General features: G+C 65.6%; 23 protein-coding genes. 20 read left to right on the top strand and 3 right to left on the bottom strand.

Going from position 1 to position 26,527, the window contains the following annotated elements:
* Window positions 1–91: 91 nt before the first annotated feature.
* Window positions 92–2,410: a TonB-dependent siderophore receptor gene (locus tag AVTE2539_RS05340; RefSeq protein ID WP_284408687.1), complete on the bottom strand. Its 2,319-nt coding sequence runs from the start codon at window positions 2,408–2,410 to the stop codon at window positions 92–94.
* 290 nt (window positions 2,411–2,700) lie between these two features.
* A complete protein-coding gene (locus AVTE2539_RS05335) occupies window positions 2,701–3,156 on the bottom strand; it encodes a hypothetical protein (RefSeq protein ID WP_228316155.1) in 456 nt (151 codons plus the stop codon).
* 318 nt (window positions 3,157–3,474) lie between these two features.
* Between AVTE2539_RS05335 and AVTE2539_RS05330 the strand changes: the two genes are divergently transcribed.
* The 3 genes from AVTE2539_RS05330 to AVTE2539_RS05320 all read left to right on the top strand — a co-directional run bounded on the left by AVTE2539_RS05330 (window position 3,475) and on the right by AVTE2539_RS05320 (window position 5,194).
* Entirely contained in the window at window positions 3,475–3,882 is a 408-nt protein-coding gene (locus AVTE2539_RS05330) for a hypothetical protein (protein WP_284408684.1), read from the top strand.
* Between the two features lie 192 nt (window positions 3,883–4,074).
* On the top strand, window positions 4,075–4,503 hold the full coding sequence (locus tag AVTE2539_RS05325; protein WP_274340476.1) for a hypothetical protein: 429 nt from the start codon (window positions 4,075–4,077) through the stop codon (window positions 4,501–4,503).
* Between the two features lie 106 nt (window positions 4,504–4,609).
* Window positions 4,610–5,194: a hypothetical protein gene (locus AVTE2539_RS05320; protein ID WP_284408680.1), complete on the top strand. Its 585-nt coding sequence runs from the start codon at window positions 4,610–4,612 to the stop codon at window positions 5,192–5,194.
* Between the two features lie 146 nt (window positions 5,195–5,340).
* On the opposite strand, the gene AVTE2539_RS05315 is transcribed toward AVTE2539_RS05320, so the two are convergent.
* Complete coding sequence (locus tag AVTE2539_RS05315) at window positions 5,341–6,003, bottom strand: LuxR C-terminal-related transcriptional regulator (RefSeq protein WP_284408678.1); 663 nt, start codon at window positions 6,001–6,003, stop codon at window positions 5,341–5,343.
* Between the two features lie 187 nt (window positions 6,004–6,190).
* Between AVTE2539_RS05315 and AVTE2539_RS05310 the strand changes: the two genes are divergently transcribed.
* The 17 genes from AVTE2539_RS05310 to AVTE2539_RS05230 all read left to right on the top strand — a co-directional run bounded on the left by AVTE2539_RS05310 (window position 6,191) and on the right by AVTE2539_RS05230 (window position 26,446).
* Window positions 6,191–6,766 (top strand): RNA polymerase sigma factor, encoded by a 576-nt coding sequence (locus AVTE2539_RS05310; RefSeq protein ID WP_284408676.1) that lies wholly within the window; start codon window positions 6,191–6,193, stop codon window positions 6,764–6,766.
* Entirely contained in the window at window positions 6,747–7,796 is a 1,050-nt protein-coding gene (locus tag AVTE2539_RS05305) for a FecR family protein (protein WP_284408674.1), read from the top strand. Before AVTE2539_RS05310 ends, AVTE2539_RS05305 begins: the two co-directional genes overlap by 20 nt.
* 105 nt (window positions 7,797–7,901) lie before the next feature.
* Entirely contained in the window at window positions 7,902–10,964 is a 3,063-nt protein-coding gene (locus AVTE2539_RS05300) for a TonB-dependent receptor (RefSeq protein WP_284408672.1), read from the top strand.
* Between the two features lie 126 nt (window positions 10,965–11,090).
* The gene (locus tag AVTE2539_RS05295; protein WP_284408670.1) at window positions 11,091–11,498 is read left to right on the top strand and encodes a hypothetical protein; all 408 of its coding nucleotides are present in this window, start codon (window positions 11,091–11,093) and stop codon (window positions 11,496–11,498) included.
* A gap of 245 nt (window positions 11,499–11,743) precedes the next feature.
* Complete coding sequence (locus tag AVTE2539_RS05290; RefSeq protein ID WP_284408667.1) at window positions 11,744–13,405, top strand: tetratricopeptide repeat protein; 1,662 nt, start codon at window positions 11,744–11,746, stop codon at window positions 13,403–13,405.
* Between the two features lie 64 nt (window positions 13,406–13,469).
* Window positions 13,470–13,871 carry a DUF2628 domain-containing protein gene (locus AVTE2539_RS05285; protein ID WP_228316145.1) on the top strand — a complete coding sequence of 134 codons (402 nt, stop codon included), beginning with the start codon at window positions 13,470–13,472 and terminating at the stop codon, window positions 13,869–13,871.
* Between the two features lie 482 nt (window positions 13,872–14,353).
* Entirely contained in the window at window positions 14,354–15,097 is a 744-nt protein-coding gene (locus AVTE2539_RS05280; RefSeq protein ID WP_502868866.1) for a hypothetical protein, read from the top strand.
* Between the two features lie 58 nt (window positions 15,098–15,155).
* Window positions 15,156–15,368, top strand: a complete 213-nt coding sequence (locus AVTE2539_RS05275; protein WP_092741013.1) for an AlpA family transcriptional regulator — start codon at window positions 15,156–15,158, stop codon at window positions 15,366–15,368.
* Window positions 15,369–15,414: 46 nt separating this feature from the next.
* Window positions 15,415–16,266 (top strand): ParA family protein, encoded by an 852-nt coding sequence (locus AVTE2539_RS05270; protein ID WP_284408664.1) that lies wholly within the window; start codon window positions 15,415–15,417, stop codon window positions 16,264–16,266.
* 222 nt (window positions 16,267–16,488) lie between these two features.
* Window positions 16,489–18,138, top strand: coding sequence for a ParB family protein (locus AVTE2539_RS05265; RefSeq protein ID WP_284408662.1), 1,650 nt, complete (start codon window positions 16,489–16,491; stop codon window positions 18,136–18,138).
* Between the two features lie 13 nt (window positions 18,139–18,151).
* Window positions 18,152–18,712: a DUF2857 domain-containing protein gene (locus tag AVTE2539_RS05260; RefSeq protein WP_284408660.1), complete on the top strand. Its 561-nt coding sequence runs from the start codon at window positions 18,152–18,154 to the stop codon at window positions 18,710–18,712.
* Window positions 18,713–18,716: 4 nt separating this feature from the next.
* The gene (locus tag AVTE2539_RS05255; protein WP_284408658.1) at window positions 18,717–19,967 is read left to right on the top strand and encodes an STY4528 family pathogenicity island replication protein; all 1,251 of its coding nucleotides are present in this window, start codon (window positions 18,717–18,719) and stop codon (window positions 19,965–19,967) included.
* Between the two features lie 352 nt (window positions 19,968–20,319).
* A complete protein-coding gene (locus AVTE2539_RS05250; protein ID WP_284408657.1) occupies window positions 20,320–21,168 on the top strand; it encodes a PFL_4669 family integrating conjugative element protein in 849 nt (282 codons plus the stop codon).
* Window positions 21,165–21,704, top strand: a complete 540-nt coding sequence (locus AVTE2539_RS05245) for a DUF3158 family protein (RefSeq protein ID WP_284408655.1) — start codon at window positions 21,165–21,167, stop codon at window positions 21,702–21,704. Before AVTE2539_RS05250 ends, AVTE2539_RS05245 begins: the two co-directional genes overlap by 4 nt.
* A 132-nt stretch (window positions 21,705–21,836) precedes the next feature.
* Window positions 21,837–22,223: a single-stranded DNA-binding protein gene (locus AVTE2539_RS05240; protein ID WP_228316139.1), complete on the top strand. Its 387-nt coding sequence runs from the start codon at window positions 21,837–21,839 to the stop codon at window positions 22,221–22,223.
* Between the two features lie 161 nt (window positions 22,224–22,384).
* Window positions 22,385–24,412, top strand: a complete 2,028-nt coding sequence (locus tag AVTE2539_RS05235; protein ID WP_284408651.1) for a DNA topoisomerase III — start codon at window positions 22,385–22,387, stop codon at window positions 24,410–24,412.
* A 495-nt stretch (window positions 24,413–24,907) separates the two neighbouring features.
* Window positions 24,908–26,446 (top strand): DNA cytosine methyltransferase, encoded by a 1,539-nt coding sequence (locus AVTE2539_RS05230; protein WP_284408649.1) that lies wholly within the window; start codon window positions 24,908–24,910, stop codon window positions 26,444–26,446.
* The last annotated feature ends 81 nt before the right edge of the window (window positions 26,447–26,527 follow it).

Here is a 26,527-nt window from a genome sequence, read left to right as displayed (position 1 = left end):
TAAGCCATTTTTATCTCCATCATGGTAATCCCATGCTTTGAGCAAGGGAGTCGCCATGTTGCAGCGCCTGCATCGGGCGCCCATGCAACGCTCAGAACCGGTACTTGGCACTGGCGGTCCAGGTGCGCTCTTTTCCCAGGTAGCACTCGCCGTGGTAGCAGATGGTGTTGTATTGGTGGTTGAGCAGGTTGGTGACGTTCAAGGCCATCCGCCACTTTCCCGTGTCATAGCGCAGCATGGCTGCCAGCAGGGTGAATCCGCCCTCTGCCGAAGTGTTGGCTTCGTCGTTCTGGCGCTCCCCCACGTAGTTGAGACCCGCGCCCACACCGAAGCCTCCAGCGAGCGCGTAGTCCAGCCAAAGCGATGCAGTCTGCTTGGGCACCGTGGGCGGGATCTTGCCGACTTCGGTGACGTCCGCGCTATCGGTCACCTCGAGATCGAGCCAGGTATAGGATGCGGCGAGCTGCAGCTTCGGAGACAACGCGCCTTTGGCTTCCAGTTCCAAGCCGCGCGAGCGCTGCTTGCCGATCTGACGTGCGTCCGAAGTGATGCTGTCGTACGTGACCACGTTGGTCTTTCTAAGATCGAACAACGCTGCGGTGAACAGACTTCTGCCGTCCTCGGGCTGGTACTTGATGCCGGCCTCCACCTGCTTGCCGCGACTGGGCTGGAACGGTTTGTTGTCGGCATCCACGCCACTGGTGGGCAGGAACGATTCGGCATAGCTGGCGTAGGGCGACCATCCGCGGCCCAGCAGGTAGTTCACGCCGATGCGGCCGCTGAAGGCGTCGTCCCGTTGTCCCGTGCGTTGCGCGTTCAGGCGGTTGGCCGTGGTGGTCGTAACGCGGTCCCGGCGCCCGCCCAGCGTGGTGACCCAACGGTCCCCAACGCGGATCTGATCCTGTGCGTAGAGCCCGATCTGATCCATGTCTTGGGTGAAATCCGCCATGGGGGTGCGCGGTGCCGGCACGGCCATCCCGTAGACCGGAGAGAGCAAGTCCAGATTGGGTCCCGTGCCCCGAAAGCGCAGCGCCCTGCCTTCGAGGTGGTTCCAATCCAGCCCGAACAGCAGTGTGTGCTGGACTGATCCGGTGCGCGCACTACCCTGCACCTGCGTGTCGACGGACCCTTGCTTCAGTCCGTCGTCCCAGGAGCGCGTGCTGCGGGACAGTGTGTGTCCGTCCCCCTGCAGTGCATCGCCCCACAGGGCATCGCGCTCCAGCGCGATGTCGGTGTATCGCGTGTTCTGGCGCAACGTCCAGCCGCCCTGGAATGCATGCTCGAACTGGTAGCCGAGCGAGTACTGGTTCTGCTGGAAGCGGCTGAACGACGGATCGCCGTATTTGATGCGGCGCAGGCGGCCGTCGGGATCGACAAAATTGGCGTAGTACGGGTCTTCGCCCGAGCGATCCTTGATGAACTCCCCCAGTAGTGTGAGCGAGGTGGTGGGCGTAGGCCGCCAACGCAACGATGGGGCGAGATGAACGCGTGTGCGGTTGATGCGCTCACCATTGGGATACCGATCCTGGTCATTGCTGTCCAAGCCCACGCCCACCAACCGGAGGCCCACGTCGCTGCCATCGCCCAGAGCACCGCCCACATCGAATGCCACTTGCCTGCGGTCGAAACTGCCGACCTGCACCTCGATCTCGCGCGCAGCGTCCGCACCCGGCGCCTTGCTCACACGGTTGACGACACCGCCCGCATCCCCCTGGCCGAACAGTACCGACGCAGGGCCGCGCAGCACTTCCACGCGCTCCAGCCCATACGGCTCGGTCAGGCGATAGATCACGCCGAACTGCGTCTGTGGCAAGCCGTCCCTGTAGCTGCTGGTGTTGCCCGGAAAGCCGCGCAGCGCGATGTACTCCCAGCCGCGGTTGTCCGGTCCGTACGCGGCCACCGAGACACCGGGCGTCTGCGCCACGATGTCCATCAGGTCCAGCGAGCCGCGCGCATCCATTTCGGTGCGCCCAATCACCGAGATCGACTGCGGTGTCTCCAGCATCGCGGTGTCGGTCTTGGTGGCCGTCCGGCTTCGCTGCGCCGCATAGCCGATGGGCTCGGGCACTTGTGCATCCGCCGTGACCTGGAGCGTCGGAAGCGAGGTGGCGGCGGGTAGTGCCGCGGACCTCAGCACCACCAGGCGTTCTTGCAGGTCGATCTCGGCGGCGAGCCCTGTGCCAGCCAGCATCCGGTGCAGGGCTTCGCGACGGCTCAAACGGCCGAAGACGGCTACCGATTGCCTGCCCGCCGTCAGCGAAGGCGGCGCCAGCAACTGCATGCCGGCTTGCCGGGAAAACTCGTTGAGCGCCTCGCCGAGCGGTCGCGCGGAAACCGAGACGGAAATGGGCGCCTCATGCTCGCGCGCATCGGTTGCCGATGCGGGAGCGGACACACCAAGGACAAGCAAGGCAGCGGCCATGCCGGTTGAAACAATGGAAGGCACACGATGGGGCATGGAACCGGACTCCGACGGGCAAGAATGAACGACCTTTGCCTCGGTGGCGACCGATGAGGGGCCGGGCTCGCGCTGTTGCGCTTCGGCGCCGCCCTGCATGCGCGAGCGGACTCTCGGATTGGCTGCCTTGGTAAAACGGTATGGCAGTGGGAAGACCGATTGGCTGCGGCAGAATCCTGCGGCACGCAAGCAGCAGGATCCTTCTCACCTCGCCTTGCAAGGCAAGTACGCAGCCCGGGCGGTTACGGCTTGCCTTGCTGCTCGTAGTCCGTCAGGTAGTGCTCCGGGTTGCTCTGCGCGGACAGATCTTCGTCATAGCGCACCCAGGTGGACTTCTGCGAGCCGGGGACATACAGCTCGCCCGCGCTCCCATTGAGGATCAGCAGCACGTAGGGGCGTCCGTTGAGCTGGACCGTGTAACGCGTGTCCTTGGCCGTGGTGCTGGTCGTTGCGAGCAAAATCTTCTTGTCGATCGTGCTGTCGGAATCGGTGACCTGGATCAGTGCCTGGTTCTTCTCGCGCGGGCCGTAACGCAAGGTCCAGGCCTTGACGCCATCGGTGGACGCATAGGTCTTCACCTGCGTGGCGATTTCCGCGCGAGGCGCGTCTGCATGGACCGTCGCAACAGCACCGGCAAACAGGACGGGAAAGAGCACGGCCGTGGCAGTCAACTGGCGCAGGCGGTAGCGAAGTTTCATCAACATCTTCCTTGGTGGATAGGTCAGGGAACGTACGGAGAGGTTCAGGACTCAAGGCTCAGCAGCTGGATCACACACCACGTGCTGGCTTCACGAACTCAACCGCCCTGCCTGTATCAAGACGAACGAGAGGTCGATTTCCCCACCCGCAGGATTCAAGCAACCGCTTCGGGGTGTCGCGCTTTGCAGCGCTGGCTACTTCGGCCAGTGCGCCAGCGTCCCTGACCGCTTGCCTGGTCCAGTTCCTGCGGCTAGCGTGGGCGGCCCGATCCTGATCGGTCCGCTGGAAAGGCGCAAACGAGAGCCAGGCCTGCACAAATGCTACGCATTGTTCACTCGACTTCATTTCATCGACTGGCTGGGCTGGCTCTTTCGTTGACGCCGGCCCTGGCTGTCGCCGAAGTCAGCGACAAGATGCCCTCCCCGACGGATGTCTGGATCATCGCGCTTGCCGCGTCGGGTGTGTGTGGCGCGCTCATCGCCTGGCGGCCTTGGGTGGGGGCCTTGGCCACCGTTCTGCCTGCGTTTTGGCTGACTGGACTGCTGTTGGAAATGCACTCGCCCGACATCGGCCCCTACCTGTCTGCAGAGCGAGGCTGGAGCTACTACCTTCAGGCGTACCTGGGTGCGGGAGTGTTCGTTACCGCGCTGGTGTTCGCGCTGCGCATGGGCCTGCGACGGCGTAGGACAATCGCGCCATCAGCCCGCGCGCGAAAGCGCGATTGAGCAATCGCCATATGACCACCGATGCCATATGCAACGCTGTACCAAGGCTTGTGATGCCGAGCTACTGTGATCGCGCTTTTGGTCCGGCAATTGGCTGTCTCCCGACTACATCGTCGAAACCTGTGGCACCTCGACCTCAGCGCTGCGCGAGGTTTCCCCCTTTCCACCACGAGCCTGACTGCGCCACGGCCAATGAACCCCAATACCTGCACTGCCGCCAGGCACATCGTGTCGACGATGCACCGCCAGATCGAGACAGATCCAGCCCTGAAACTGACCTTCGAAGGTGCGATTTTGGTGGAAGAGGAAAATTTCCCCAACAGACAGGCCTATGAGGCGGCAGTCCATGTGGAGGGCTGCCCGGCATGCCAGAGTTGGCTCAGCAGTTGGCTGGATGCGCAGTCCCCGGAACGCATCCGACACCGGGAACGGCAAGCAAGATATTGCTGTCTCCACATGTTCGAGGCAGTGACAGATCCTGCGGCCGAGATTCGATTCTCGTTCGAGCTGTTCCGTCTCGACCCGTGCTGGCTGATCAATGAGCACTACGCGTTTGCGAATTTCTGTCCCTGGTGCGCGCAGAGGCTGCCCGCACACGCATTCGAGCCTGACGGGCTTTGAGGCAGCATGCCCGTGTCGACATTCGATATCCCCCAACGGGAATGCCGGCCTGCTGGCACCTTTTGGCAAGCCTTCCCCACCGCAGCCATCAACGAACCGCAGGACCATGACCACCATTGCAGGCTTCAGTTCTTCCAGCCTTGGGCTGGCACTCGCCTTGGCTGCTGCATCTCCTGCGATCGCAGCGCTATCTCCTGCGCAGGCAGCATCTGCCCCGCAAACCGTCCCCTATCCCGCGACCGACCCGTCGTTCTCCCGGCCCGACGCACAGCGCATGCCGAGCCGCGCTACGCTGCGTGCGTTCTTGACTGAAACGAAACGCTACGCTCGCGCGAACACGTTCTGTTTCGTACAGCGGCGACTGGACCGGCCGGAGACGGCCGATCCGGGCATGAGTGTGTTGTCCATGATCTGGCATGAAGGCAAGGCGATCTACCTTGTCAACCTCGTTAGATCGGGAGAGCGCTACGAACGTGATAGCGCAATGGATCCGTTGACCGAGGGGCGGTTACTGGCCTCCAGCACAGACGCCGTGGATCTCACCACCGATGTGGTTCCGACCGACGAGGATGTCGGCACCAGCACCTTTCTGGTGAGCCGTTCCTGGGTTGATCGTGAGCTCTCTCAGTGTCGGCGCGTGGGCGTCCAAGTGAGGATTGCGGCGTTCAAGCCACCCACGACAACGCCATAGTTCCCGATCTGCATGACTTGAACGCGCTGCAATGATTCAAATGCCGGTCCGACAGGCGGGACTCAAGACAGGCGATTCATGCACGCATGCATGGCGTTCCATTCGCGCGATCAGCATGAACAAGCACTATTTCGAGATTGCACCTTTCATCGTGGTTGTAGCCAAGCCAAGTCGAATGAGCTCAATCGGTCATAGCGTTTGGCTAGCTGCAGCAGCGCGATGGTGTGGGAGACCCCTAGTTTCTTTTGCAATCTCGCCTTGTAGGTTCCCACCGTTTTGGAGTTCACGCCTAAACGCCGAGCGACCTCTTTTGGCCGCTGGCCCTGGATGAGCAAAGATGCCACCGCCAGCTCACGAGGGGATAGCATGTCGAATGGATCACCACTCGATGGGCGTGAATCGAAAGCCAGGTTCTGCGCAATAGCGCTTCCGAGATAGGAGTGACCGGCAGCGGCCTTACGCACGGCTTTTATCAGCTCGCGCACTTCACTCCTCAGGCTGATGCAACCCGATGCTCCCGCACGCATCACGCGCGCAGGCCAGGGTCCATCATCCATCTCTGACAGGACGACGACGCGCGGCATACCGTCATCCCCAATCAGATGCGGGATGACATCGATGGCGCGGGCGTCCGGCAACGTCATATCGCATAGCACCACGTCCGGGCATGTCATGCGAATCTTTTGCAGTGCCTCCTTGCCCGAGCCAGCACCACGGCGCACATCGATTCCGGGCTCGTGGGAAAGGACCATCTCGATGCTTTCGCGCACCAACGTATGTCTTCCAATGACGTAGACCGCGATAGCCATGCTGCTGCCGTGCTTGCGCCTGCTCCTGCGATTGCATCACTGCGGTTGTTGCACCAAGAGCCGCTGTGCCGGACTTCAATTCGCAGCGCTTCACTTAACGTAGTCGAGCGAGAGGCAGATTTCCCTACCTCCCGATCGAGACGGGAGCGCTGGTGCGAACAGCACTGATTTGGGCTAATCTGGACGGATGTCTAGCGCCGTCGACGAATGGTTCGTCCAGCACATCCTCATCCACGAAACGGCCTTGATCGCTTATCTGAGGCGTTGCTGGCCCAATCCTGATGACGTCCACGATCTTCGCCAGGAGATCTATGCCCGCGTGTACGAGTCGGCGAGCCGCAAACTTCCCGACATCCCGCGGGCTTTTCTCTTCAGCACCGCCAATCACCTCGTCACCGATCGCATCAGGCGCAGCCGGGTGGTATCGATCGAGGCAGTGGGTGATCCAGACTCCCTGCTCGTCTTAGTAGATGAGTGCACCCCGGAGCGCTGGATGGGTGGGCGCCAGTTGCTCGCACGCCTTGTCCACGCCTTCGACCGGTTGCCAGATCGCTGCCGCGAAGTGGTGTGGCTGCGCCGTGTGCAGGAACTGTCGCAAAGGGAGGTCGCCGTGCAGTTGGGTATCAGCGAGAAGACCGTCGAAAAACACATGGCCAAGGGCGTGCGCCTGCTGGCGGACTATTTCCACGGCTCCACGACGTCCCCGCTTCCGACGCCCGTCAAGGCACTCAAGTCAACGCGCGATGGACAGCAGGCAGATTGAACAGGTCGCCGCGCAATGGCTGGCGCGGCGCGAGAGCGGCCCGTGGGATGCGACCGACCAGGGGCAACTCGACGCCTGGCTGGCACAGTCCACTACGCATCGCGTTGCGTTCTTGCGCCTGGATGCAGCCTGGCGGGAAGCTGGGCGCCTGAAGGCGATCGCCGCCGGCCTTCCGAAGGGCGGCCCGCCGCCGCGCGGCCGTTTTGCCGGGAATGCAGTCGCCGGTACCGCCGATGGCACGCTCGCGCGCACAGAGCCATGGTCCCGCCCCGCTCGGCCCAGGCGCCGCTGGAAGGCACCGCTCGCTGTCGCACTGGTCGGTGGCATGGCCATTGCCGGCGCCCTGTTCCTGGACCGTGCCCCACCTGCGCCGCCACGAGCGGGGCTTTCCTACCAGAGCATGCCAGGCACACTGCGGTCGTTGGCCCTGGCCGATGGCTCACGGTCCACGCTCGGCAGCGATACGCGGATCAGCGTCGATCTCGGGGGCAGTGAACGGCAGATTGCGCTGCAGCGGGGCGAAGCCTTCTTCGAGGTCGCCAAGGACAGGAGCCGCCCATTCGTCGTGCAGGTCGGCACACGCCGCGTCGTGGCCGTCGGCACGCAGTTTTCCGTGCGCCGCGATGCCGACGAACTGCGGGTAATCGTCACCGAGGGAACGGTACGCCTGGAGACCGATCCAAAGGATGGCAAACCGCAATCGCCGGTACTCATCGCTGCGGGCGGGATTGCCGTGGCCGGTCCCCATGGCGTGCTCGTTCGCGCCAGCACCATCGCCGAAGCAGAGCAGCAAGTGGACTGGCGATCGGGCTATCTCAGCTTCGTCAATGCGCCGCTGCGCGAGGCGGTGGCCGAGTTCAATCGCTTCAGCACACGTCCATTGGTCCTGGCAGATCCCCAGTTGGGAGAGCTGCGCATCGGCGGGCGCTTCAGTTGGCGCAACACCGACGGGTTCGCGCGGCTGCTCGAGCGCAGCTATCCGATACGCGCCGAATCGCGCGCCGAACAGGTCATCCTTCACGCCCGCTGAGCGCCGCCTGCGTGGTGCCACGCTTTTGTCGGTGGGGATACAGCGCATTCGTTCGTCTTTATTAGCGGGCGCAACGGTGCGCCGTGAATGGGAAAGAAGGACCGGATGTCGCTTCGTGCGTGCTCGCAATGGCTCGGCTTGATCTGCTGTGCAGTGCCCGCGCTGCAGGCAATCGCCATACCCACCACGATCGACATCCCCGCCGGCCCGCTGAGCGTGGCGCTGGACACCCTGTCGCGCCGTGCCGGGACGCAGGTGCTGTACCAGCCGCAGCAGGTTGAAGGTGTCTCCAGCCCCGGCGCCCATGGCGCAGCGGGCGCTGACCAAGCGCTGGAACAGTTGCTCCGCGGCACTGGCCTCATGGCGCACCGCGATGCTTCCGGCGCGGTATTGCTGCAACCGGCACCGGCGAGCACACCCGCTACGACGCCATGGCCGCAGGCAGCGCGCCCTCGCACACCGGCGCCGATCGCGCTGCAGGCGATCAAGGTCACCGGCTCGCGCATTGCCCGCTCACAGGTCGAAGGACCGGCACCGCTTGCGGTCATCACCGCCGAGCAGATCCAGGCCGGCGGCTTCAGTACCGTGCCGCAGGTGCTGCGCGCCATGACCCAGAACATCGGCCAGACACAGAGCGAGCAGTCTCTCGGCAACGCCGACTACAGTCCGGGATCGCAGCAGGTGGATCTGCGGGGCCTGGGACCGAACCACACGCTGGTGTTGGTGAACGGGCAACGCATCGCGGACTTCCCGATGCCTTTCATGGGGCGCAGCAACTTCGCCGATGTCTCCGGCCTGCCGCTGGGCCTGATCGAACGCATCGAGGTCCTGACCGGCAGTGGATCGGCCGTCTACGGCTCCGATGCCATCGCCGGCGTCATCAACTTCATCCTCAAGCAGCGCGCCGACGGCACCACGGTGGATGCGCACGTGGGCCAGACGGACCGCGGCGATGCGCAGTCGTTGGAACTGGCAATTTCCAGTGGTTATTCGCACGCTGCCTTCGACGGCATTTTTGGCTTACAGCTCACCTCCCGACAACCGCTTTGGGCCTACCAGCGCAGCCGCCAGGATTCCACCCGCGACGCAACGACCGAGCGCGCGGCTGCGCCACGCCGCACCTTCTTGCGCACCGATGCCTCCGGTGCCTACCTGGATCCGGGCGAATCGGTCTGCGCGCCGCTGGAGGAACTCAACGGCAACAGCACCGGCTATAGCGCGCGTCCCGGGCAAGCTGCCGTCGATCCAGCGACCGGCCAGCGTGGCCCCGGCTATTACTGCGGCAGCCCCGCATCCATCGGCTACGGCACCGTGCTGAATCGGCGCCAGGGATTCAATGCGCATGCGTCGCTGCGCTACGCGCTGGACGCGTCATCGCACTGGTTCGCCGAACTTCAGTTCGGCTCGCACGCAGTCTCGCTGCTGCGCGATGTGCCCAGCTGGGCCTACATGGACGCCGACGGCAACGAGCAAGGCGACTTCTACAACCGTGCGACGGGCCAGGTCGAGTACTGGAGCCGCCAGTTCACCCCCGAGGAAATGGGAGGCTTGGCACGCAACATGATCGATACCCGGCAAAAGACCTTGAGCATCGCCACCGGCATCAAGGGGCAGCTTGGCCAAGCGTGGTCCTACGAAACGACCCTGAGCCATTCGCAGTACCGGGCACGCATCAGTTGGCCACGCATCGTGGCTGCACGTGCGAACGGGCTGTTCCTCGGGCAACCGACCGGCACGGATCCCGGCTCGACTACCGCAATGTTCGATGCCGATCCCGCTCGCCTGTATGCCCCGTTGCGCCGCGACGAATACGAGGCCATTGCGGAGCGCACGCAGTACACGCCGCGCTCGCGCACGGACACCCTCTCGGCCACGCTGACGAATACCCAGCTGGGAGCCTTTCCAGGCGGAAATGCCGCACTGTCGGTGACGGCCGAAGTCGGCGGGCAGTCCTACGACCTGCACCCCGATCCCCTGGCGACGCAGTATTACTACTACAGCTGGCGCGATGCCGATGGCAGCGGAAGCCGTGATCGCTGGGCGCTGGCCAGCGAGTTGCGCTTGCCGGCGACCGAGCGCTTGAACGTCAGCCTGGCCGGCCGCTACGACCAGTACCGCTACACGGGACGGCATCCCGGTCGCTTCACCTGGAACGCAGGACTGGAATGGCGCCCCCGCGACAGCCTGCTGTTGCGGGGTTCCTATGGACCAGGCTTTCGTGCCCCCGACCTGCATTACCTCTATGCAGGCGAAGGCAACGACGAAGCCACAAGCGTGGACTACTACCGCTGTGCCACCCAGGATGCCCAGGCCAGCACCGCCGCGTGCCGCTTCAACGACGAGTCGCTGGTGCGTCGCCGCCGCGGCAACCGGGATCTCAAGGCGGAAACGAGCACGGCCTGGACCGCAGGCGTGGTGTGGTCCCCCCAGCAGGGCCTGGACCTGTCGATGGACTATTTCTCGATCGACATGCGCGACCAGGTGCAGGACCTTCGCGTAGACCGCGTCTTGCGCGATGAGGCCGACTGCAGGCTCGGACAACGGGACCCGGCCTCCAGTGCATGCCGCCAGGCGGTCGAGCGCGTGGAGCGGACCGCAGAGGGTGCCCTCTATGCGGTCTCCGTAGCGCCGATCAATGTAGCGCGGGAAACCACCAGCGGCGTGGATGCCAGCCTGCGTTACCGGATCCAGACGCGTGCAGGAGCGCTCGATTTCATCGGCAGCTACACCTTGGTGCACCAGCACCGGATCCAGCTCCAAGGCGGTGGCGCCATAGAGGACGCATTCGCGGTCAACAGTGGCTACGACGCACCGCGCACGAAAGCCAACGCCACCCTGCTCTGGTCCCGCAATGCGTGGGCCGCCAGCCTGCAGGGCCAGCGCCTGGGACGCCTCCCAAGTGAGGACTCGTCCCTGGAGATTTACCAAGCAGGCAGCGGAGCCAGCCCCTGGATCGCTGCGACCTACCGCTTCAACGGCACGCTGCAGTACCGCTTCAACGCGCGTGCGCAAGTGTCGCTCGCCGCGACGAACCTCTTCGATGCGATGCCGCCGGTGGACCGCAGCGCGACCGTCTACCCGTATTACGACACGTCCTGGTTCGACACGACCGGACGGCGATTGACTCTCCAGTACACCCAGAAGTTCGGTGGCACGCCGCTCTACTAGGCCGCCACCCGAGCAGTGACGTTGCCCGGGACGATCGCTCCGCACCGGCCGAGTGCAACCCGACGCAACGCCTCCCGCACCACCCGCCCCAATGGGCGTTCGTTCACACCACCCCAAGGAAAGGAAATGAAAGCACCCCGTCCCACCTCCCTCACCGTGATTGCCTGGCTGTTGATCGTCTCTTGCGTGCTGTCGGTCGCCTCTTTCGTGATGGCCCACGGAAACCCCGCAGCAGAAAACATCATGCGCCAGGGCGTTCTGCCCCTGTGGCTTCAGTATGCGATCGGCTATTTGGGCATGGCCGTGCAGCTGGTCTGCGCCCTCGCCTTTCTCAAGGGCAAGGCCTGGGGACGAACGCTCTACATCGGCTGGGGCGTCATCGGGTTGGTGATCGGATTCGCGACATCGCCCATGAAGCTGGCGCTGATTCCCGGGGCGATTCTGTTTGCGGTGGTGGTGTTCTTCCTGCTGCGCCCGGCGGCCAGCGCGTTTTTCGCCAACGGACGCCCTGACGTCAGCCTCGGCCGCGCCTGAGTCAGGCACCGGAGACCGGCGCCCACGCAGCGGGTGCCGGTCCTCATGCGATGCGCCTACCTGCTGCTCACACCCCATGCCGATCTGGATGCACGGCCGATGCCGTGGCATGGGGACCTGTCGATTGACGAAACACGTTCAAGACTTCTTACAGACCATCGCATGAACAGTGAAATTCGCGCCGAGCACCGTCTCCTCTCTTTCACACGTGTCCAACCGCCGGCCTTCCAGCAGAGGACTGCCCAATGGACGCACTGATCCAAGCCGGCCAGGAAGCGCTTGCCCGCGGCGATTACGCGCACCTGTGCCGGCTGTGGTCTGGCAGCACGGTGTTCAGCCACCTGGAAGACGAGACGATTGCGGCGGTCTTTCAGCAGTGCCGCGCTGCCGCCGAGCGCGGCGAGGGCGCCGAGTGGCCCTGGCTGATGCAATGCTCGATCTATCTCGATTGCAGCGACCAGTTCATCGCCAACCGGGCAACTGCCCTGCACAGCACAAGGGAGTGGGCACAGAAAGCGATCGATCTCGCACCAGGCAATGCGTTGGCGCATCGCCTGGCGGGCAGTGCGTGCTACTGGATGGGCGACCATCCGCGCGCCATTGCGGCCTATCGACAATCGAATGCATTGCAGCCGCAGGTCGACCTGCAGGTGCGCCTGTTCGAGATGGCACGGCGTCCCGAAGGCCGCAGCTTCCGGGAGCTGCCATTGGACCTGCGCGACGACGAGGCGAGCAATTACTACCGCGCTGGCGTGACCTTGGGCAAATGGCTGGCCGACATCGATGACGCGGCCGATGCAGCGTACATCGCAGCCATTCAAGTCGCGCTGTACGAGCGCTGCAGCGCCCTGTATGCCCTCTGCCTGGTCCACCACGAAGGCAATTTCTTCAATGCCGACGGCCATACGTTCGCGATGTGCTGCAACAACCTGGGTCAGCTGTATAACGCCCAGGGCCGGCACGAAGACGCCTTGAAACTGATTCAACAGGGCCTGGAGCACAGCGAGTTTCAGTATCTGCGCCAGAACCTGCGCGACACCTATCGCCACCTCGGCATGGCCAAGGAAGCGGCCGACAGTTCGCTGACGCTGCTGCAGCATTACGAGCTGGAACCAGCCCTGTTCTTCGATTGTGCGCAGACGGCCTGCAGCTACCTCAACCGCATCGGCCAGAGCGAGGACGTGTTGCAGATCATCGACGCAGCCGATGAGACCTACCAGTCGTTGCCGGAGGACATGCAGCAAGAGTGCCTGGCCATTTACGCCAAGCTGTCGGTGCATCGGGCACCGGCTGCATCGCAACTCGGCGACACATCCCCATCGGCGATGGACGAGGAATTGATCGAGAAGGCATTGCAGGACAGTCCGCAGGATCTTGAACTGCGCTTGGCACATTGCAGTCTGCTGGTGAACCGGCAGGCCTATGCACAGGCGCTCGCTTCCTACGGCAGCTTGGTGCACGATGCCGCCGCGGCCCAGAATGCCCGGGTGTTTCGCAATGCACTCGGTGCGCGCGGCTACCTGCTGCTGTATCACTTGAACGACCCGCTGCAGGCGTTGCAGGACTACAACGCCATAGAGCACAGTGGCTATCTGGACTTCTACACCTGCTACTACCAGGCCAACTGCCACTACGTGCTGAAGGATGTGCAGGCCACGCTGGCAGCAGGCCGACGCGCCTCGGAACGGATCACCGATGCGATCACACGCGACGACCCGCAGTCGGTGGCGCAGCTGCACATGATGCTGGCCAACAGCCATTTCGATGCGGGCGACTTTCCTGCCGCAGTCTGCGCCTATGAGGCATCGCTCGCCCATGACGACAGGCCGGATGTGCGCGAGAACTACGTGCTGGCCCAACAACTGGCACAGCCCAAGAAAGGGTGGCTTGCAAGGCTGATGCGCTAGCACGCGGGCCGGCGCCGCCTTGCACGACACCACCCAACCCATTCCATCCGCAGGACACGCACCGATGAACGATATGGCCCAGGACTATTCGCAATACAGCCCCAAATGGCAGTTTCGATTCGATTTCTATGACCGCTACGGCGAGCCGAAATCCTCCACCTTCAAAGCAGCGATGCGGTCCAGCACGTTGTCGTTGGGCCAGAAGATCAAGCTCAACATGAATTTCTATGCGTTCTTCTTCGGATTCATCTACTACTTCGTTCTGGGCATGTGGCGCAAGGCGCTGGTCCTGATCGGCGTGTCGTTCGTGGTGGGCTTCATCTGCGCTTTCCTGCCGGAATACGTGCTGCGTGCCTTCAGCTTTGCATATGCCCTATTGGTGGGCATGACCGCCAACTACGGCTACTACCTTCATAAGATCAAGGGCAGTACCAGCTGGAATCCCCTGGAGGGCGTACGTTGGTAAGCACATGCGCAGCCCCACTCGATCGTCGCTGATAGCGGCGATCAAGAAGCCACACAGCGCGTTACATGACACCTACTGCGGGGGGATTTACCCGGCGATGACCAACATAGATTCTATCTGGCGGAACAAAACAGCACGTGCGATGCGGGAGGCATCGCGTGCCGGCAAGAACAACACGCGTTCCCGGTACCACCCGCGCTGCAATACAGCGTTTTTCCCGTAGTTCGGACTCCTACCAACAATGCGGATGGATGGAACGGGCACAGGTCCTGATCCAGCACTCGAGCGCGCATCCGCCAGGGACCACCTTGCCATGGAAAGCTGAAGGACAGATCACGCGCGACAGGGGGAAGCAGGAGTTCGCAATGGAGTTGCGACAGATGCTCTCGAGAAACGAAGCCCGATCAAGCCCATTATGCAAAGTGTATTACCGCCCGATCGAAGCGGCCATCCGATGGAGTGGCCTGCACCGCCACGAAGCCATGATCCTGGATGTCCTTGGGCATCGACAGACTCCCACCCTCCATGATTTCCCCCGCTGGCCCACGCTGAGTTTGAATGCCGAACGCATCTACGACGGCATCCTCAACGAGGAACTGGCGTATGGATACAACGGCCTAACCGCCCGCCGTGCGACGCCCACAACCGGGGTGCCCTTGCACTTCGATCTGGAAGGCCTGACCGTGCGGCACACTGATCTTCGCCAATGGATGCAGCGCTGCTATCCCGGACAACGGCCGCGCTTTCTCTTCTCCGCAGCGGAGCGTGCCGCCCATCCGATCATCACCGTGGAAGCCGGCCAGGCGATGCTGGCGGAACAGGCCGCAACGCATGCACTTTTGCGCCAGTGCCAACAGCAGACCCGGTCCCTGCAAGCGCGCTATGAGGCGCTACTGTCGCGGCAAGCTGCGGCCCCAGCGCCCCAGTCACCAGCGTCGCCGCTCAGTGATCGCGCGGAAACGACCTACCTGAACATCATTGGCGCGCTCATGGACTTGTTGCTGGGCAAGTCCCCCTCGGGAAAACCGTACTCCAACTTCCGCACCCAGGAGGCCGTGATCAGCGCTCTGGTGGCCCACAACGGCGGGTTGATGGGACTGACCGAACGCACGCTGCAAGGCAAATTCGCGCGCGCCAAGCGCCAGGTCAACACACGTCAGCCACCACCAGCGCAAGACCGTATGTGCGGTCGGGAAAACCGCATTTACGGTGTCCAAAGGGACTGATTCGGATTCCACTGGCCACCTGTCCGAACAACGCCAGCGAGCGTCAGGAATGGCCACCATGTCTTTGCAAAACCCATCCCCCGACACGCCCTCCAACCGCCGCATCCTGCGCCGGTCACAGGTCGAAGCCCGGACCGGAATCAAACGGGCGCACATCTACGGCCTGATGAAGGCCAAGAAGTTTCCTCAGCGGGTGCGTCTGGGCGTGCGCGCGGTCGGTTGGTACGAAGCGGAGATCGACCAATGGCTCGCCGACCGGGAGCGCGCATGACGCGCCTTGCCCCCGCGCTTTTGCATGCCGAACGGAGGTCCTGGGCATGAAGGTGGTGTCGATCATCTCGACCAAAGGTGGTGTCGGCAAGACCACGACCGCCGCGAATTTGGGTGGCTTCGCCGCCGATGCCGGCCTGCGAGTGCTGCTGCTCGACCTGGATATCCAACCCACGCTGTCGAGCTACTTCACGCTCACCCATCGCGCGCCGGGCGGCATTTACGAGCTGCTGGCCTGGAACGAGCGCAACCTCGGGCAGCTGGCCTCACGCTCGTCGATCGAGCGGTTGGACATCATCGTGTCCAACGATGGCCAAGGCCAGTTGAACACCTTGCTGCTGCATGCCGCAGACGGGCGGCTTCGACTGCGCAACCTGCTGCCCGCGTTCCAGGAGCAATACGACCTGCTGCTGATCGACACGCAGGGCGCACGCAGCGTGCTGCTGGAGATGGCGGTGCTGGCATCAGACCTGTCCCTCTCCCCGGTCACCCCTGAGATCCTGGCGGCGCGCGAACTGCAGCGCGGCACCCTGCAACTGATGCAGGAGATCGCTCCATACCAGCGTCTGGGCATCGAGCCGCCGCCCCTACGCCTGCTCATCAACCGCATACACCCCGTCTCCGCGGATGCGCGTCAGATCCAGCAAGCGTTGCGCGAAGTCTTCCAGCAACGCTCCGGCATCCAGATCCTGGAAACGCCGATCCCGGCGATCGAGGCCTATCCACGGGCGGCATTGCGCGGCCTTCCTGTCCACCGCATGGAGTACCGGCGCCCGAACGGCCGCGCCGCACCGGCTGCCCTGGAAAGCCAGTGCGCGCTGGCCAGCGAGTTGTTTCCGCAGTGGCGCGAGCGCTTCCTACGGGTCTCCGGGAAATTTCCATATGTCCTCCCTGCCTGATCTGCGCTCCATGCGGCACGCCCTGCGCCGCTTGATTGCTTTCGCCCAAGCCGAGGGCTGGGAGCTCGTGATTCGCTCGGACGCATCCCGATGCCTGTGCAAACGCGGCATGCCTTGCATCCTTCTGGGCGCGCCCTCCAGCTTCGGCACACTGCCGCGAGTGCGGCAAGGCACCGCAAGCTGCCGGTGTCGCGCAGTGCACGCGCGCGAGACGGGGCCGTGATGGCCACCCGCCAGGACTCCGGCCTTGCCGACCATTTGCTGGCACAGGCGTTTCATCGCACGGGACCGGCCACTTCGGCGCTGACTGACCCCATCGCCGACACGCCGATGGTGGTGACGCTGGACCAATTGCGCCCCTACGACCTGAACCCGCGCGTCACGGTCAATCCGCTCTACGCCGAGATCAAGTCCTCCATCCGCGAGCGCGGACTCGATGCGGCGCCCGCGATCACGCGCCGGCCCGGCGAGGCTCACTACACCATCCGCAACGGCGGCAACACGCGCTTGGCGATCCTGCGCGAGCTGTGGGCCGAGACCAAGGACGAACGGTTCTTCCGCATCCCCTGCCTGTTCCGGCCGTGGCCGGCCCGGGGCGAAATCATCGCCCTCACCGGCCACCTGGCCGAAAACGAGCTGCATGGGAGCCTGACCTTCATCGAGCGGGCGCTCGGCGTGGAGAAGGCCCGCGAACTCTACGAACAGGAAAATGGCGGCAAGGCGATGACGCAGGCGGAGCTGGCGCGGCGCCTGGCGGCCGATGGCTACCCCGTGCCACAGCCCCACATCAGCCGCATGCGCGATGCCGTGCAATACCTGCTGCCCGCGATTCCCTCGGTCCTCTACGCCGGCCTGGGGCGCCATCAGGTCGAGCGGCTGTCACTGCTGCGCAAGGCCGGCGAGCACGCCTGGGCGCAGCGTACGGCGGCGCAGGCGCCGACGATGGACTTCGCGGACCTGTTCCAGGAGGTGCTTTCGGGGTTCGATGCAATGCCCGATGGGTTTTCCTACGAGCGTGTGCAGGACGAGTTGATCGGACAGATGGCGCAGTGGCTGGAGGCGGACTACGACACGCTGGCCCTGGACATCGCCGGTGTGGAGAGCCGCCAGCGGGCCCTGCTGAGTGTGCCGGCCCCGTTACCGAGCCCGGGCGGCGTGGCAGCGACTGCATCGCAGGCAGCGGCCTCCACACGCCCTGCAACGCCCCCTGCAACACCCCGCGCGCCATCCGACCCCACTCCGCGCGCCGCCGGCGCACGGGATGCGGAGCATGCCGCACCTGCCTCGCCCCGCGACACGCCGGATCCGATGGCGGCGCGCGTGCAAGAGCACGTCGTCTCCCCTGCCGCGAGCACCGAGCGCCTGCAATCCCTGCAGAAGCTGGTTGCCGACCACCACGGCGAAGCATCGCCCTCCTTCGCCGACAACGTCGTGCAGGCGATTCCCGTGCAGGCCGGTGGCCTGTACCCGATCTCGGACGTCTGGCACATCGATCCCGGACTGGACACCCCCGATCGCCTGCGCGTGCACATCGCACAGTTCGCGCGCGAGATCGCTGCCGAAGGCGGTGCGGCCGACCGCATCGCCGCCACCGATTACGCACTGGGGTTCGCATGCGACGAAGACCCCGCTGCGGTGGCGCCCCTGGCCCACGCCATGCTCGCGCTGCTGCATGCGCTGGAGGTGGGTTACACGGGACCAGCAGCCCCTGCCGCGCCTTGTACGCTGGCCGAGGCACTGACGCCCCTGCTGCGCCCCCACGGCACCACGCCGCGGCTCAGCGACAGCGGCCTGGTGAAGCTGTTTCGCTTGCTGCGGCTGGCACGCCGGCTGGCCGAAATAGGGGCCGGCGCCGACGCCATGCCCACCTGACCGGCCTGCTGCCATGACCGCACCCCACCCGCTCAACCAGGCAGTGATCGCCCAAGCATTGCACGACCTGCGCAACGGCCAGCTGCGCCGCGCCCGGTCCATGGGCTTCGGTGATGCCGAGCTGGCCGCGCTCAAGCGGCCCGACTTGGTGAGCGTGCTGCTCAACGCGTCAGTATCGTGGTGCTCGGTCACGGTCAACCGCGAGGTCGTACGGCGGCTGCTCGGCCAGGTGCAGGATGTAGAGCGTGAGATCTCCACGGTGGACCGCATGCTGCGCCTGGGCGCGAGCACGGAGATGGTCAGCACCTTCTACGGCCTGTCGCACCAGGAAGTGGCACTGCGCCGCGAGATCCTCGGGCTGCCCAAACGCAAGGGACGCCACCCCGTACTGAGCGAGGCGCAGGATGCCGACCTGTGGGCGCGCTGGCGCACCGCTGCGCGCGAGCAAGGCGTCGCGCTCAAAGACGACATGGCGATGCTCGACCTGGCAATGGACCTGGCCCAGAACATGGACCTCCCGCTGTCGGTCGTGTGGGCTGCGATACAGGGCTGGATCGCGCAAGGACTGGTGTAGGGCCATGGCGACGTCGGGGACGCCCCGGCCGGCCGGTCCGCGCCCGCTCTCGGCCGTGCTCGATGACGCCTGGCGGCAGGTCCAGGCCGGTGCACCTGATGCAGCCCTGCCAGCCCCTCCCGCCGCGCCGTCCGTACCCGCGTTTCAGGACGGATTCCTCTACAGCGGCAACCGCCAGGAGAGCGTCCCCCGCGCGCTCTTCCTGGACCGACGGCTCACGCCGCTGGAGCGCAATGCGTGGCAGGTGTTCCGGTTGCAGTTGCAAGGCGATGGACTCACCGCATTGCCCACCTACGAGCAGCTGCGCCCCTACCTGTCGGCCATGCCCTGCGGACCCAAGGCCTCGACAGAAACCGTCGCGCGCGCGCTCACGCTGCTGCGGCTCACGCGCTGGCTGAGCCTGGTGCGCCGCCGACGCGACCCGCGCACCGGGCGCATCCTGGGCAACCTGTACGTGCTCCACGATGAACCGCTCACGCCGTTCGAGGCGATGCAACTGGACGCTGGCTACCTCGGCCTCGTCAGCCAGGCCCTGACGCACGCCAGCAAGGCCGTGCAGCAGGTCGGCCTGCACACGCTGCAGGAAATCGCCGAGGACCCGTTGCTCAACGGACGCGTGCTGCCCACGCGGCTGCAAGTGCTTGCCGATCGGCTGGCGTGTGGCGGGATGGACGCCTTGCACGGCACAGAAACTTGTCCACAGGAGGCGCCCTCCCACGAATCCGAAGGCGGTGTCGACGACCGCCTTCGGATGGCCGACGCCCCCGCTTCGGATTCCGAAGCCGGTCGCCAAACCGCGTCGCAGGCCCCCCTTCGGAATCCGAAGCAGGACCGTACCGTACGTAGTAGTTCTCTCTCAGAAATACGTACGGTACCGCGGGTGCAGGCGCGCACGGACCTACGCCTGCCCGCGTTGTTTCTCCGCTTGAAGGACGAGCAGCAAGCCGGTGCGCTGGTGGCCCTGGAACAGGTGCCGGCGGCGCAGCGCCAGGCGGTGGTCGACGAGTGGGCGGCGCGCTGTCGGGACAGTGCGGTGCGCAACCCGGCGGGCTACCTGTTCGGCATCATCCAGAAAGCGCTTCGCGGCGAATTCAACGCCTGGGCCGGTGCCAGGGGCGGCACCGACGGCGGCGCGCCTGCGACCGCGCCATCACCACCGGCGGCACCACCGCCCCCTGCGGCTCCCAGGCCTGCGAGCCGCGAGGTGGTACAGGCCCATCTGGACCGGCTGCGGGCCATTCTGCGCAGCCCATGAGCGGAACGCCATGGCACTTGGCGGAATTAGACCCCGGGTATCAACGGAACACACCGCCTTCCTGCGGCGTAGGGCGACGCGCAAGCGCTACGGGGGATCGCGCACGACCCGCGCGGGGTCCGCAGACATTCCAGGCCGTCCATGGCGCTAGACCCAGGGTATAGGCGCAACAGGGAGCCTTCCCTGCCACCAAGGCGCTGACGTCCACACGCAGGCATGCGCGAATTCGCACGCGCCAAGCATCGCCAGCAGCCGTGCAAAACAGGCGGCCATGGGCTGCGTTTTGTTCACGGACAGCCTTCCCTTGCAACGACGACGCTGGCGGCTCGTACATCCCCCAGCGAGTCGTCCCATGGCCGAATCCCCCCAGTCCCCTGCTCTGCAGCTCAATCTCGGATCGTTGCGCAGCGCGATGTCGCTGACGCTGCACACCCACCACGCCTCCCGCATCTGGCATGGCCGCGCCGCCGCCGAAGGACGGCCCGGCATCGTCGGCCTCAACGGCTACATCGCCGTCATGAACAAGATGAAGCGCGGCGCGGAGCAGGACGATCCGTATTCGGACTGGTGGATGCTGCGCATCGAGGAGAAGCTCGCGCAGACCGACATCGCCCTGCGGCAATTGCGCGAACAGGTGGACAGCGCCCTCGCCGACGTACCGCCCGCCCTGTCGCTGGGCGACAACCTCAACGTGCAGCCCATCCGGCTGCCCCTGTTCGTCAACGCGCAACTCGGCTTCATGGCGGTGTACCTGCTGGCCGACTACGACGAGCTGGCGCGCAAGCTGATCCTGGCGCACCACACGGCGCTCATCGACCGCTCGACCCTGGAGCGCTGGCTCAACGAGGGCGCTCATGCCCTGCGCAGCCTTTTTTCCTTGGCGCAGCAGTACCGCTACTCCGGCTGTACGCGCGACGACTTCGCCGCCAAGAACGCCGCTGCCCGCGCGGCGCTGGAGAAATTCGGCGAACTGCCGCAAGAGGTGCTCGAAGGCACGCGCCGCTCCCGCTATGCGCCACCGATCGTGCGGCGCTCGTCGCTGGCGGCGACCGCGCGCAGCAAAGTCAACAATGACAGCGATGGCGATGGCGACGACGGCGCGTTCGCCATCGAGGGCGATGGCCGCGCTCTGCCAAGCGGCGACGACGCCAGTCCGTCGACCGTATCGGACGGCGAGGATGGTGGGGGCACACCGGCATGACCCACGCATCACACACCAGCGCACCAGGCCGCCGCTTCGTGCCCCTGGAACAGGCGGACTTCCGTAATCTGCGACAGGCTGCCTCTCTAAAAGGCCTTTTACAGCCTTTTAAAGGTAAGGGACCTTTGGCGCACTGGGCCAGCGAGTGCCACGCGCTGCGGGACGATCTCGCCGCCTTGGCGCAGCAGCGCGTGCTGGCGCAGGCAAGCCGGTACCCCTTCCTGCTGCTGCCGGCCCAGATGGCCCAGCAGACCACTGGCGCAGGCACGCGGTTTTTGCGCTGGCGCAGCCACGATCGCTCGGCGATGGGCGTGGCGCTCTGGCAAGGCCTGATGGAGAACCCGGCAACGCCGGACAGCCTGGTCGACGACCTCTACGCGATGGAGGTGGAGCGCGTGGTGCTCAACATGCAGGTGAGCCTGCTGCACACGCTGGGGCGCCAGGCCCTCGATTGCGCCGCCAAACTGGAGCAAGCCCATGCCTGCCATCTGCGCCGCAAGGGCCTGCCTCTCCACACCGCAGATCCTGCGCCATGAACGCAGCGGCGGCCTGCACGAGGACATACCGCCGCGGCGGGAACCTGCGCCAGACCGGACGCTGGATCGATTCGCGACACCTGCATCGGCGCCTGCCCTGCAGTCCTTTCAACCCACCTGGAGACTGATCCCATGAGCACGTATTTCAGCGGCGAAGGCAACATCGGCTCGCCCCCCGAGTTCGATGAGTACCCGAACGGCAACGACGAGCCGCGCCGCGTCCTGCGCCTGAACGTGTACTTCGACAATCCCGTTCCCAACAAGGACGGTTCGTTCGATGATCGCGGCGGGTACTGGGCGCCGGTGGAGTGGTGGCACCGCGATGCCGAGCACTGGGCCACGCTCTTCGCCAAAGGCATGCGCGTGATGGTCCGCGGCCGCCAGGAGCGCGACGACTGGACCGACAGCGACAACCAGCCGCGGACCACGTACCGGATCAACGCGCGCAGCGTCGGCATCCTGCCCTACCGCCTGGAGTCCGTGGCACTCAGCCCGAAGCCGGGCACCGCCGGCGATTGAGCCATGCGCAACGCCACACCGCGGTCGACACCTGCGAATGCGCTGCCTCGAAGGCAGCGCAACGCGGTGACCGCGGCGCGCGCGTTGTTGGCTGTGGTGCGCACGCAAGCCCGGAATGCTGATGGCCATTCGATGACCGTCACGTACCTTCGGGAGGCACCATGCGCGTGGTTCTGTGCGAGAAGCCGTCCCAAGGCAAGGACATCGCCAAGGCCCTGGGCGCACACCAGCGCGAGGCGGGCTGCTACGGCGGCCCGGGCATCAAGGTCACCTGGGGCATCGGCCACCTGATCGAGGCGGCGCCCCCGGAGGTCTACGACGAGCAGTACCGGCGCTGGGCGCTGGAGACGCTGCCCATTCTTCCTCAGCACTGGCAGTGGGTCGTCAAGACCCAGACCGCCGTGCAATTCAAAGTTGTCCGGCAACTGTTGGCACAGGCCACCGAACTGGTGATCGCCACCGATGCGGACCGCGAGGGCGAGATGATCGCCCGCGAGTTGATCGAGTACTGCGGCTACCGCGGCCCGATCCAGCGGCTGTGGCTGTCGGCGCTCAACGATGCATCGATCCGCAAGGCGCTGGGTGCGCTGAAGGCCTCGCACGAGACGCTGCCGCTCTACCACTGCGCGCTCGCGCGCTCCCGTGCCGACTGGTTGATCGGCATGAACCTCAGTCGCCTGTTCACCCTGCTCGGCCGGCAGGCCGGCTACGAGGGCGTGCTGTCGGTGGGCCGGGTCCAGACACCGACGCTGAAGCTGGTCGTGGATCGCGACCGCGAGATCGCGCGATTCGTCTCCCTCCCGTTCTGGGCCATCGACGTTACGCTGGCCCACGCGGGTCGGTCGTTCACAGCGAACTGGATTCCCCCAGACGGTTGCACGGACGACACCGGTCGTTGCCTGCAGCAGCCCGTCGCCCAACAGGCCGCCGATCGCATGCGCGCAGCCGGCGCCGCACAGGTGATCTCAGTCGACACCGAACGGGTTCGCGAAGGCCCGCCGTTGCCGTTCGATCTCGGCACGCTGCAAGAAGTGTGTTCCAAGCAGTTGGGCCTCGATGTGCAGGAAACGCTCGACATCGCGCAAAGCCTCTACGAGACCCACAAGGCCACAACGTACCCGCGCTCGGATTCGGGCTACCTGCCGGAGAGCATGCTGGCCGACGTGCCGGCCGTGCTCGAAGCCGTGCTCGCCACCGATCCCGGCGTGCGGCCATTGATCGACCAGCTGGACCGCACCCAGCGCTCGCGCGCGTGGAACGATGGCAAGGTCACCGCCCACCACGGCATCATTCCCACACTGGAGCCGGCGACGCTGTCCACGATGAGCGAGAAGGAACTGGCCGTCTATCGGCTGATCCGCGCGCACTACCTCGCGCAGTTCCTGCCGTTCCACGAGTTCGACCGCACCGAGGCGCGGATCGCATGCGGCGGCCAGTCTCTGCGGGCCATCGGCAAGCAGATCGTCGTCACCGGGTGGCGCCAGGCATTGGCGGCCCCGGCACCGTCCGAAGACGATGGGGAGGACACGCAATGCAGCCAGGTGTTGCCGGCGCTGCAGGCGAACATACCTTGTCAGGTCCGCCATGTCGCACTGAAGGCACTGAAGACCTTGCCGCCCAAGCCGTACACGCAGGGCGAGCTGGTCAAGGCGATGAAAGGCATCGCCAAGCTGGTCACCGATCCACGTCTGCGGCAGAAGCTCAAGGAAACGACGGGCATCGGCACCGAGGCGACCCGCGCCAACATCATCAGCGGCCTGCTCGCCCGCGGCTACCTGCTCAGGAAAGGACGCGCAGTCCGCGCCTCGGACACCGCCATGACGCTCATCGATGCGGTGCCGCCGGCGATCGCCGATCCCGGCACGACCGCGATCTGGGAGCAGGCGCTGGATATGATTGAAGCAGGCCAGATGGGCCTGGACACGTTCGTCGAGAAGCAGTCCGCCTGGGTCGCGCAGTTGGTGCAGCAGTACCGCGGCGCAACGCTGGCCATCCGCCTTCCCCAGGGTCCCCACTGCCCGCTGTGTGGCGCGCCCACGCGCCAGCGCAGCGGCAAGACCGGCGCTTTCTGGTCTTGCTCGCGCTACCCCGACTGCAAGGGCACGCTCCCAATTAGCCCTGCCAAGACCCGCCGCGCCAGCAGCGGCAAAGCCGGCGCAGAACGCACCCCGAGCCGGCGCTCTCACTAGCCGCCCGACAGGCCCTTCCACCCGATCGCATCGCCCTCCGCGCCGATGCGTTGTCCTCGCGCCCCGCGAGGCACCCAGCACGCTTTAAGCCTTCTGCAAGGTGTGCCCGTTGGCTTCGGCGTGTGTGCGCCGGCCGGCGTGAAGGCGCCTTCTTGCCAAGCCCGCGCCAGCGGGACGACCTCATCGCGTGTTCCCGTTGTTCCGGCGGGTCCCCCGGCGCCTTGCGATGCGAGCCGCCCGGAGACCCGCTGGGTCGACGGCAGTCCATGCCGGCGCCTACCGGCGAAACAACAGGTGCCCTTTGTGCGCGGATGCGTGCCAGGGATTGTCGGCCCCAGCCACGACACGGGCCGGGTGAAGGCTGCGACAGCGAACGGTTCTACCGACGACCGCGTGCTGTGCCAGTCCACGGGTGGTCGCTTCCTCGCGAGCCGGAGACCCATGGTCTCCGGCGCCTTTCTCCTGACTTCCCCCCAACACGAACAGGAGACCCCCATGACCCACCATCCCCCAACCACCACTTTGGCGTACGGCAGCGTGTGCAGCGGCATCGAGGCAGTCAGCCTCGCCTGGCAACCGCTCGGCCTGGTGCCGGCGTGGTTCGCCGAGACCGATCCGTTTGCCAGCGCGGTGCTCGCCCACCGCCACCCGCGCGTACCGAACCTCGGCGACATGGCGCAGCTGGCGCACCGCATCCACGCCCGCGCCATTGCCGCGCCCGACATCCTGGTGGGCGGCACGCCCTGCCAGTCCTTCAGCGTCGTCGGCGCCCGCCAGGGGCTCGCCGATCCCCGCGGCGCCCTCACCCTGGCCTACGTGGAGATCGCCAATGCCATCGACCAAGTCCGCAACCGTGCCCGCCGCCCACCGGCCACGCTCGTCTGGGAAAACGTCCCGGGCGTCCTCAGCGATCGCGGCAATGCCTTTGGCTGCCTGCTGGGCGCACTGGCCGGCGAAGACCGTGCGCTCGAACCGCCAGGGCCCCGATGGACGAACGCAGGTTGTGTGTCTGGACCGCGCCGGCGCATCGCCTGGCGCGTGCTCGACGCCCAATATTTCGGCGTCGCCCAGCGCCGCCGCCGTGTGTTTCTTGTGGCAAGTGGTGGAGACCACATCGATCCCGCCGAAATACTATTTGAGCGCGAAGGCCTGCGCGGGGATCCTTCGCCGGGCTGCGCACGGTGGCAGGACGCTACCGGCGCTGCTGGACCACGCCCTGCGCGCGCAGGCGGCACGACAGGGCTGAAATCGCCCTACGGCCAAGTCACCCTGTCGCTCGGCTTCGGCAACGGCCAGGGCCCCGCCGATGTCGCGGCCTGCCTCATGGCCGCCGGCCCCCGGCACGACCTGTGCACCGAGACGGTCCTCGTGCAGTCGGTGGCCGGCTTCATCAGCCACACGCTGAACACAGCCAACGGTGGCAAGGGGTGCGGCGAGGATGGCACCGGCAAGGGTGTCCCAATCATCGCCTTCACTGCACAAGGATGCGGTGCCGATGCGGCACTGGGACTGTCGCCGACGCTACGCGCCGGAGGGCATTGCGCAAGCCACGCCAATGCCGGCGTGGTACCGGCGATCGCCTTCGCGCAAAACTCCCGCAGCGAGTTGCGCTGGGAGTCCGGCCACGGCCAGATCACCGGCACGCTGTCCACGGGCGGCGGCAAGCCAGGCCAAGGGCGTCCCATGGTGTTGAGCATGGTCCTGCGCGGCCGGGATACCAGCCAAGCACCGCTGTCGCTGCACACCAGCGAAGGCGATGGCGTTGGCCGCGCGCCGGCACCCGGCTATGAAGCGCACTTCCTCTGCGAAGCGCCAACCGCCGGCTTGCATGGCCTGCACTGGCGGGTGCGCCGGCTGATGCCCAGGGAATGCGAGCGCCTGCAAGGCATGCCCGACGACTACACGCAGGTGCCCTACCGGGGCAAGCCGGCGGCCGACGCGCCGCGCTACAAGGCCATCGGAAACTCGATGGCCGTACCGTGCGTGGCGTGGTTGGGGCCACGGCTGCAGCGCGCTTTGTCCGGGGCCTCCTGACGGGTCGTCAGCAAACCCGACCCTGCGCCGGGCAGGTTCCCGGTGGCGCCCATGCGCGGTCGAGCGATGTGCCGAAGGCTC

The sequence above is a fragment of the Acidovorax sp. SUPP2539 genome, assembly GCF_030158975.1.
In the GTDB taxonomy this organism is placed as follows: Bacteria; Pseudomonadota; Gammaproteobacteria; order Burkholderiales; family Burkholderiaceae_C; genus Paracidovorax.
The sequence above is the reverse complement of the archived record's forward strand: the minus strand, read 5'-3'. Positions and strand labels throughout refer to the sequence as shown.

Bases quoted from the DNA above. Each gene is read 5' to 3' on its own strand.
- AVTE2539_RS05230 (WP_284408649.1), top strand. From the start codon at position 24,908: ATGACCCACCATCCCCCAACCACCACTTTGGCGTACGGCAGCGTGTGC.
- AVTE2539_RS05310 (WP_284408676.1), top strand. From the start codon at position 6,191: ATGTCTAGCGCCGTCGACGAATGGTTCGTCCAGCACATCCTCATCCAC.
- AVTE2539_RS05240 (WP_228316139.1), top strand. From the start codon at position 21,837: ATGAGCACGTATTTCAGCGGCGAAGGCAACATCGGCTCGCCCCCCGAG.
- AVTE2539_RS05335 (WP_228316155.1), bottom strand. From the start codon at position 3,156: ATGAAACTTCGCTACCGCCTGCGCCAGTTGACTGCCACGGCCGTGCTC.
- AVTE2539_RS05305 (WP_284408674.1), top strand. From the start codon at position 6,747: ATGGACAGCAGGCAGATTGAACAGGTCGCCGCGCAATGGCTGGCGCGG.
- AVTE2539_RS05255 (WP_284408658.1), top strand. From the start codon at position 18,717: ATGGCGACGTCGGGGACGCCCCGGCCGGCCGGTCCGCGCCCGCTCTCG.
- AVTE2539_RS05320 (WP_284408680.1), top strand. From the start codon at position 4,610: ATGACCACCATTGCAGGCTTCAGTTCTTCCAGCCTTGGGCTGGCACTC.
- AVTE2539_RS05265 (WP_284408662.1), top strand. From the start codon at position 16,489: ATGGCCACCCGCCAGGACTCCGGCCTTGCCGACCATTTGCTGGCACAG.
- AVTE2539_RS05275 (WP_092741013.1), top strand. From the start codon at position 15,156: ATGTCTTTGCAAAACCCATCCCCCGACACGCCCTCCAACCGCCGCATC.
- AVTE2539_RS05245 (WP_284408655.1), top strand. From the start codon at position 21,165: ATGACCCACGCATCACACACCAGCGCACCAGGCCGCCGCTTCGTGCCC.
- AVTE2539_RS05260 (WP_284408660.1), top strand. From the start codon at position 18,152: ATGACCGCACCCCACCCGCTCAACCAGGCAGTGATCGCCCAAGCATTG.
- AVTE2539_RS05315 (WP_284408678.1), bottom strand. From the start codon at position 6,003: ATGGCTATCGCGGTCTACGTCATTGGAAGACATACGTTGGTGCGCGAA.
- AVTE2539_RS05290 (WP_284408667.1), top strand. From the start codon at position 11,744: ATGGACGCACTGATCCAAGCCGGCCAGGAAGCGCTTGCCCGCGGCGAT.
- AVTE2539_RS05330 (WP_284408684.1), top strand. From the start codon at position 3,475: ATGCTACGCATTGTTCACTCGACTTCATTTCATCGACTGGCTGGGCTG.
- AVTE2539_RS05300 (WP_284408672.1), top strand. From the start codon at position 7,902: ATGTCGCTTCGTGCGTGCTCGCAATGGCTCGGCTTGATCTGCTGTGCA.
- AVTE2539_RS05235 (WP_284408651.1), top strand. From the start codon at position 22,385: ATGCGCGTGGTTCTGTGCGAGAAGCCGTCCCAAGGCAAGGACATCGCC.
- AVTE2539_RS05295 (WP_284408670.1), top strand. From the start codon at position 11,091: ATGAAAGCACCCCGTCCCACCTCCCTCACCGTGATTGCCTGGCTGTTG.
- AVTE2539_RS05270 (WP_284408664.1), top strand. From the start codon at position 15,415: ATGAAGGTGGTGTCGATCATCTCGACCAAAGGTGGTGTCGGCAAGACC.
- AVTE2539_RS05280 (WP_502868866.1), top strand. From the start codon at position 14,354: ATGATCCTGGATGTCCTTGGGCATCGACAGACTCCCACCCTCCATGAT.
- AVTE2539_RS05285 (WP_228316145.1), top strand. From the start codon at position 13,470: ATGAACGATATGGCCCAGGACTATTCGCAATACAGCCCCAAATGGCAG.
- AVTE2539_RS05325 (WP_274340476.1), top strand. From the start codon at position 4,075: ATGAACCCCAATACCTGCACTGCCGCCAGGCACATCGTGTCGACGATG.
- AVTE2539_RS05250 (WP_284408657.1), top strand. From the start codon at position 20,320: ATGGCCGAATCCCCCCAGTCCCCTGCTCTGCAGCTCAATCTCGGATCG.